The 7,139-nt window shown below is 72.8% G+C and carries 6 protein-coding genes; 2 read left to right on the top strand and 4 right to left on the bottom strand.

The window, feature by feature from the left end; all coding sequences use genetic code 11:
* Nucleotides 1–6: 6 nt before the first annotated feature.
* The 4 genes from AB0L29_RS01170 to AB0L29_RS01185 all read right to left on the bottom strand — a co-directional run bounded on the left by AB0L29_RS01170 (nucleotide 7) and on the right by AB0L29_RS01185 (nucleotide 5,416).
* Nucleotides 7–1,371 (bottom strand): FAD-dependent oxidoreductase, encoded by a 1,365-nt coding sequence (locus AB0L29_RS01170; protein ID WP_365821998.1) that lies wholly within the window; start codon nucleotides 1,369–1,371, stop codon nucleotides 7–9.
* A 127-nt stretch (nucleotides 1,372–1,498) separates the two neighbouring features.
* Nucleotides 1,499–4,237, bottom strand: coding sequence for a SpoIIE family protein phosphatase (locus AB0L29_RS01175; RefSeq protein WP_365822000.1), 2,739 nt, complete (start codon nucleotides 4,235–4,237; stop codon nucleotides 1,499–1,501).
* Nucleotides 4,238–4,410: 173 nt separating this feature from the next.
* Complete coding sequence (locus AB0L29_RS01180) at nucleotides 4,411–4,956, bottom strand: hypothetical protein (protein ID WP_365822002.1); 546 nt, start codon at nucleotides 4,954–4,956, stop codon at nucleotides 4,411–4,413.
* A 28-nt stretch (nucleotides 4,957–4,984) separates the two neighbouring features.
* Entirely contained in the window at nucleotides 4,985–5,416 is a 432-nt protein-coding gene (locus tag AB0L29_RS01185; protein ID WP_365822004.1) for an ATP-binding protein, read from the bottom strand.
* A 364-nt stretch (nucleotides 5,417–5,780) separates the two neighbouring features.
* On the opposite strand from AB0L29_RS01185, the gene AB0L29_RS01190 reads away from it, so the two are divergent.
* Both AB0L29_RS01190 and AB0L29_RS01195 read left to right on the top strand, forming a co-directional pair.
* Nucleotides 5,781–6,011, top strand: coding sequence for a DUF397 domain-containing protein (locus tag AB0L29_RS01190; protein WP_365822006.1), 231 nt, complete (start codon nucleotides 5,781–5,783; stop codon nucleotides 6,009–6,011).
* 126 nt (nucleotides 6,012–6,137) lie between these two features.
* Nucleotides 6,138–7,055: a helix-turn-helix transcriptional regulator gene (locus AB0L29_RS01195; RefSeq protein WP_365822008.1), complete on the top strand. Its 918-nt coding sequence runs from the start codon at nucleotides 6,138–6,140 to the stop codon at nucleotides 7,053–7,055.
* Nucleotides 7,056–7,139 lie beyond the last annotated feature (84 nt).

Raw genomic sequence — 7,139 nt, forward strand, 5'->3', positions numbered from 1 at the left:
GGCCGCTCACGCACCGCTGGCGCGCAGCATGTCCTCACGCTCGACGATCTTCACGCGCTCGCGCCCCTGCGGCTCGCCCAGCGCCTTCTCCGCGGCGTCCAGCCGGTACCAGCCCTCCCAGGTGGTGAAGCGGACGTTCCGCTCGGCGAGGAAGGCGTCCACCGCCTCGGGGGCGGGGGAGGAGGGCGTGTGGAGCCTGCCGTGCGCGAAGTCGTCCAGCAGGTTGGCCACCGTCTCGTTGGCGTCGCCCTTGGTGTGGCCGATCAGGCCCACCGGGCCGCGCCGGATCCAGCCGGTGACGTACGTCGACTGCACGTGCTCGCCGGTCTCGCCGACGACCCGGCCGCCCTCGTCCGGGACGGTGCCCGTCTCCAGGTCCCAGGGCAGCTTGGGGAGCCTGTCGGAGAGGTAGCCCACCGCGCGGTAGACCGCGGTCACGTCCCAGTCCTTGAAGGTGCCGGTGCCCCTGACGTTGCCGGTGCCGTCCAGCTCGGTGCGCTCGGTGCGCAGGCCGACCACCCTGCCGTCCTCGCCGAGGACCTCCACCGGCGACTCGAAGAAGTGCAGGTACAGCTTGTGCGGGCGGTCGCCGACGTCGCGGATGGCCCAGTTCTCCAGGGTCTTGGCGACCATGTCGGCCTGCTTGTTGCCGCGCCGGGTCGCGATCGAGCCCTCGTCGTAGTCGATGTCCTCGGGGTCGACGATGACCTCGATGTTCGGGGAGTGGTCGAGCTCCCGCAGCTCCATCGGGCTGAACTTCGCCTGCGCCGGGCCCCGGCGGCCGAACACGTGGATCTCCTTGGCCCGGTTGGCCTTCAGGCCCTCGTGGACGTTCGGCGGGATCTCGGTCGGCAGCAGCTCGTCCGCCGTCTTGGCCAGGATGCGCGCGACGTCGAGCGCGACGTTGCCGACGCCGAGCACGGCGACCTTCTCCGCCTCCAGCGGCCAGGTGCGCGGCACGTCCGGGTGACCGTCGTACCAGGAGACGAAGTCGGCGGCGCCGTACGAGCCGTCGAGGTCGATGCCCGGGATGGGCAGTTCCCGGTCGGCCATCGCGCCGGTGGCGAAGATCACGGCGTCGTAGAAGGCGCGCAGGTCGTCCAGGCCGATGTCGGTGCCGTAGTCCACGTTGCCGAACAGCCGGATCTGCGGCTTGTCCAGCACCTGGTGCAGGGCGGTGATGATGCCCTTGATCCGCGGGTGGTCGGGGGCGACGCCGTACCGGATCAGTCCGAACGGCGCCGGCATGCGCTCGAAGATGTCGACGGACACGCCGGGTTCGGCGGCCGCCTCGGACTTGAGCAGGGCGTCGGCGGCGTAGATCCCGGCGGGGCCGGATCCGACGATGGCTACCCGCAGGGGGCGGGACATGGTCAGTTCCCTTCGAGCGAGGACAGGTGATCTCGTCGGGAAGCCTAAGCTGAGGCATGCCTAAGTCGGTACGCGGGTCCGCTCTATGAGCTCATAAGCAGACCTTATGACTCATCCCCTGTGCCGCTTATGGCCGGGGCAGCGGCTGCTCGGCCCAGATGATCTTCCCGGCGGGCAGATAGCGGGTGCCCCAGCGCTCGGCGAGCTGCGCGACGAGGAACAGCCCCCGTCCGCCCTCGTCCGTCATCGTCGCGTACCGCAGGTGCGGCGAGGTGCTGCTGCCGTCGAAGACCTCGCAGATCAGGTTGCGGTCCCGCAGTACCCGGACGCGGATCGGGCCGCCGCCGTACCGGATCGCGTTGGTGACCAGTTCGCTCAGGATCAGCTCCGTGGTGAACGACAGCTCCTCCAGGCCCCACGCGGCCAGCTGCCGGGTGACCGCCGCGCGCACCTCCCCGACCGCCGCCGGATCGGAGCGCACCGGCCACTGCGCGACGTGGCCGGCGGGCAGGGCCCGGGTGCGGGCGACGAGCAGCGCGATGTCGTCGCTCGCCCGGACCGGGCGCCGCGCGTCCAGCACGGCCCGGCAGGTGTCCTCCGGCGACCCACCGGCCCCGGACAGGGCCTCGCGCAGCAGCTCCAGGCCCACGTCGATGTCCCGCTCCCGGTCCTCCACCAGCCCGTCGGTGTACAGGACGAGCCGGCTGCCCGCCGCCAGGTCCAGCTCGGCCGTCTCGAACGGCAGGCCGCCCAGCCCGAGCGGGGGACCGGCGGGCACGTCGGGGAACTCGACTTCGCCGTCGGGCCGGATCAGGGCGGGCGGGGGGTGGCCGGCCCGCGCGACCGTGCACCGCCGGGACACCGGATCGTAGATCGCGTACAGGCAGGTCGCGCCGGTGACGGGGGCGGTGGCGCCCTCCTGTGCCTCGTCCTGGTCGATGCGGCTGACCAACTCGTCGAGCAGGACGAGGAGTTCGTCGGGCGGCAGGTCGAGCGAGGAGAAGTTGTGCACCGCGGTGCGCAGCCGCCCCATCGTCGCCGCGGCGTACAGCCCATGGCCGACGACGTCGCCGACCACGAGGGCGACACGGGCGCCGGACAGCGGCAGGACGTCGAACCAGTCGCCGCCCACCCCGGCCTGCGCCGGCAGGTAGCGGTAGGCGATGTCGAGCGCGCCCTGCTCGGGCAGGGTGCGCGGGAGCAGACTGCGCTGCAGCGTCACCGCCATGCTGTGCTCACGGGTGTAGCGGCGCGCGTTGTCGATGGAGACGGCGGCCCGGGCGACCAGCTCCTCCGCCAGCGCCAGCTCCTCCACGTCGAACGGCTCGGGCTTCTCGGAGCGCCAGAAGCTGACCACGCCCAGCACCAGGGCACCGGCCCGCAGCGGCACGGTGATCAGGGAGCGGATGCCGTACTCCACGATCTGTGCGGACCGCTCGGAGTCCTGGGCCTGCCAGCCGGGCGCCTCCTCCAGCCGAGGCTCGAGGAGAGGGCGGCCCTCGGCGAGGCTGCGGCCCTGCGGGGAGGAGCCGACGAACCGGATCCTCTCGCCCACGGGGTAGAGCGGTGCGTCCTTGCGGATCCCGCTCATCGCCGTACGGCGCAGCGCGGCCGCCGCGTCCGGCTGCCCGCCGCCGAGCACCGCGTCGAACAGGTCCACGGTGCAGAAGTCCGCGAACCGGGGCACGGCCAGTTCCGCCAGTTCCTCGGCGGTCCGGGTCACGTCCAGACTGGTGCCGATGCCCACCCCGGCGTCGTACAGCATGTTCAGCCGCTCGCGCGCCGCCTCTGCCCGGCCGGACAGGGCGCGCAGCTCCGTCGAGTCGCGCAGGGTGGCCACGCTGCCGGGCGGGCCTCCGGCGCGGTCCGTGGGGCGCTGGTTGACCGCCAGCAGCCGGTCGCCCACCAGGTGCACCTCGTCCGTGGCGACGCGCCCGGAGGCCAGCAGCTCGGCGGTTCCGGGGTCGAGTCCGAGGCCGAGCACGTGCCGTCCCTCGGCGTCGGAGGGCAGGTCGAGCAGGCGGTGGGCCTCGTCGTTGGCGAGCAGCAGCGTCCCCGAGTCGTCGAGGATGATCACGCCCTCCCGCACCGCGTGCAGCACCGCGTCGTGGTGCTCGTACATCCGGGTCATCTCGTGCGGGCCCAGCCCGTGGGTCTGGCGCAGCAGCCGTCTGCTCACCAGCGCGGCACCCCCGGTGGCCAGGACGAGCGCCGCGCCGGCGGCGGACAGCACCAGCGGCAGCTGCTGGTTCGCGGCGCCGCCGACGTGCGCGGTCGTGATCCCCGCCGAGACGAGGCCCACGACCCGGCCGCCGGGACCCCTCACCGGGACCACGGCCTGCACCAGGGGGCCGAGGGTGCCCGTGATCTCTTCGGTGACGGGCTCCCCGGCCAGCGCGGGCCCGGTCGTGCCGACGAACTTCTTCCCGATGCGGTCCGGCTCGGGGTGGGTGTAGCGGATCCCCTCGGTGTTCATGACGACGATGAAGTCGACCTCCGCCAGCCTGCGGGCGCTCTCGGCACGCGGTTGCAGCACGGCCGTCGGGTCGGGTCCGCTCAGCGCCTCGCGGGTGCCCGGGGCGGCGGCGAAGGTCTCCGCGACGGCCAGCGAACGGTTGCGGGCCTCACGGGTGGTGTCGTGCCGCACCTGGAGGACCAGCGCGCCGACGGCGGCCACGACCAGCAGCAGCACGATCACCACGTGCAGCAGGAACACCTGCCCGGCGACGCTGCGCCCGCTCAGCACCGACCGCAGGCCCGCCACCGGATGCCACCGCGACGGGCCCGCCCCCCGCCGCCCTCCGGACGGCGGACCGCCGGGCCGCAGGGGAGACCGGGTCCCGGATCGACCCAGGAGTCGGACCATGTGCCATGTCTACACTGCCGGGCCCCCTGAGGCGAGGGTGTCACTCCTGGCGGCGGGAGGTCCTCACGCTTTCGTCACTCCTGGCGGCGGGAGGTCCTCACGCTTTCGTCACCCGCGGTGGCAGGTGGTCCCCGCGCCCCCGGCATCCGGCGCCGCGCCGCCGCGGTCCGCCGTCACTCGGCCAGGGCGCGGGCGAGTTCCGTGGTGGCCTGGGCGATCTCGCTGTCCTCGTCGGCCACCAGCCGGGTCAGATCGCCGCGGCGGGCGCGGACCGCCTGCCGCGCCGCACGCTCCCACACCACGGGGTTCTCGCGACGGTTGAGCAGCTTCGGATACACGGCGGCGGTGCTCTCCCACTGCCGGGCGTCGGCGATGTTCTTGAGCAGCCGGATGATCTGCGCGCGGCAGGTCACCCGGGGAAGCTGAGCGAGCTCCCACAGGAAGGGCACCGTGGCGGCGGTCGCCTGCTCCACGACGAAGCCGTACTGGCAGATCCGCTTGCGCAGGTCGTCCAGGGCGGCCCGGGCGGTGTCGGCGTCGCCCCAGGCGATGCCGTTGAGCAGCAGGGGAATGGCCGCCGCGGAGCCGGTGGAGTCCCGGATGTCGCGCCAGGGCACGCGGTCCAGTGCCATCAGCGGTGTGGTCCGGGCCACCCCGGTGGGCGGGTCGTCGCGCTCGGGGCGCTCGCTGCTCGGCTGCTGTGTCGAAGCGCTGCGCATGGCGGGAAGCCTTTCCGCGGCAGTCGTGTCAGGTGGGTGGACAGGTCGACAGCCTGGCCCAGACCGTCTTGCCCGCGGGCGGTGTGGGGGACCAGCCCCACGTCTCGGCCAGGGCGTCGACGATGCACAGGCCCCGGCCGTGCTCCTCCAGGGGGGAGTCGGCGGAGCACGCGCGCACGGGCGGGTCGTCGTCGGGGTCGGAGACGGTGAGCAGCAGGTGAGCGGGGTCCAGGCGGAGCCCCAGCCGGATGTCCGGCGCACCCGCGATCCGCCGTGCCGCGTGCGTCGCGGCGTTGGCGGTGAGCTCGGCGACCACGAGGGCGGCGTCGTCACTGCGGTGGCCCAGCGACCAGACGCGCAGTGTGTCGCGCGTGAAGGACCGGGCCCGGGCGAACCCCTCCCGGCTGCACTCGATGCTCAGCACGGCGAAGGCGGGCGGGGCGCTCGACGGCTGCGGCATCGGGGGTGGCTCCTCGTACGGCGTGGGGGTGTACGGGCCGCGCGGGAATCCCAGGGGTGCGCCGGGACCACTCGTGCGCACCGCGGCCCCACTCGGCGGGCGGAGCACATGAGGCGCAGGTGATGACACGGCATCTCCCCGATGCGACGTCAGGACGGGGCGCCAGCACGGGGGTTGACGCCACGGCTAGTATCCACGCTGACAGCGCTCGTGTGCAATTGCACGAGAAATTGCGTGAATTTCGAGCCACGTGCCCGCGGTCGGACGCCGTGGCCGTCCCGACCGGGCGGCCGGGCAGCCGGACGGCCGGGACGGCCGGGCGGAGCGCACGGCAGCAAACGCGAACAGCAAGGAGACTGCGGTGGTGCCCACAGTGCGGAACGGAGTGCGGGCGAGCTCGTTGGACGCCCGCTGGATCAAGAGCCGGCACAGCAACGCCGAGGGCAACTGCGTCGAGGTGGCCGCCCTCGGCGGCGGCGGTGTCGCCCTGCGCAACTCGCGTGACCCCGACGGGCCCGCGCTGGTCTACACGGCGGCCGAGGTGGCGGCGTTCGTGGCCGGGGCCAAGGACGGCGAGTTCGACCATCTGCTGTGAGACCGGCGCCGAAGCGAGTGGAGCCCAACTCCCCACTCGAAGACGGACGTTCGGAGGCGGATGCGGCGGCGCCCGGAGAAGTGCGATAGTGTTAACTGCCCTTGTGCCGGTTTGCTGGGAGCCTTGATGTCCGCCGCATCCCATCGCATCTCCCGCCTGGAACCCTATCTGGACAAGCCCGAGCCGGCTCCGACTCTGCTGAAGATGCTGGTCGGAGTTCAGCTGGCGGGCTTCCGCGAGGACGCGGGGCTCGCCCAGGACCAGGCGGCGCGCGCAGTCGGGTTCAGCCCGGCGAAGCTGTCCCGCATCGAGTCCGGAAAGGGCCGCCGCCCGCCGTCGGAGAGCGACGTCCGCGCCCTGCTGGAGCTGTACGGCACCGACGCCTACGAGTCCTCGGTGCTGCTCAAGCTGTTGCAGCGCGCCGGGGAGCCGGGCTGGTGGCAGCGCTACGACAAGCGGCTGATGCCCGAGTGGTTCGACCGGCTGGTCGGGCTGCAGGAGGCGGCCGCCGTCATCCGCACCTTCGAGATCCAGTACGTCCCCGGCCTGTTGCAGACACCCGCCTACACCCGGGCCGTGGTGGAACGCGGCCTGCCCAACGCGCCCGCCGGCGAGGTGGGGCGCCGGGTGGAACTGCGCACCCGCCGGGCCCAGTTGCTGCTGCGCGCGGACGCTCCGCAGCTGTGGGCGGTGCTCGACGAGTCGATACTGCTGAGGGTCCTGGGCGGTCCCGAGGTGATGCGCGAGCAGCTCGCGCACCTGATCGAGATGGCCCGGCTTCCCCACGTGACGGTGCAGATCGTGCCGCTGAGCGTGACGAACGCCTCGGCGCCGGCCATCCCGATCACGTATCTGCGCTTCGGCGGCCTGGACCTGCCCGACGTGGTCTACCTGGAGCACATCAGGAGCGCGAACTTCCTCGAGGACCGCGACGAGACGGAGGAGTACCGGATCGCGCTGGACCGGCTCGCCGACGAGGCCCTCAAGCCGCGCGAGTCCCTGGAGCTGCTGCGCACGACGATGGAGCAGCGCTACCCGGCGTGAACGGCGGCGCCCCGCACCGTGCGGGGTCGCCGCTGAAGGACACCTGGTTGATGTCGAAGTCTAAGGTCTATTCGCCGGGCGCTA

The organism is Streptomyces sp. NPDC052701 (assembly GCF_040678355.1).
Taxonomy (GTDB): Bacteria; Actinomycetota; Actinomycetes; order Streptomycetales; family Streptomycetaceae; genus Streptomyces.

Bases quoted from the DNA above. Each gene is read 5' to 3' on its own strand.
- AB0L29_RS01170 (WP_365821998.1), bottom strand. From the start codon at position 1,371: ATGTCCCGCCCCCTGCGGGTAGCCATCGTCGGATCCGGCCCCGCCGGG.
- AB0L29_RS01175 (WP_365822000.1), bottom strand. From the start codon at position 4,237: ATGGTCCGACTCCTGGGTCGATCCGGGACCCGGTCTCCCCTGCGGCCC.
- AB0L29_RS01180 (WP_365822002.1), bottom strand. From the start codon at position 4,956: ATGCGCAGCGCTTCGACACAGCAGCCGAGCAGCGAGCGCCCCGAGCGC.
- AB0L29_RS01185 (WP_365822004.1), bottom strand. From the start codon at position 5,416: ATGCCGCAGCCGTCGAGCGCCCCGCCCGCCTTCGCCGTGCTGAGCATC.
- AB0L29_RS01195 (WP_365822008.1), top strand. From the start codon at position 6,138: ATGTCCGCCGCATCCCATCGCATCTCCCGCCTGGAACCCTATCTGGAC.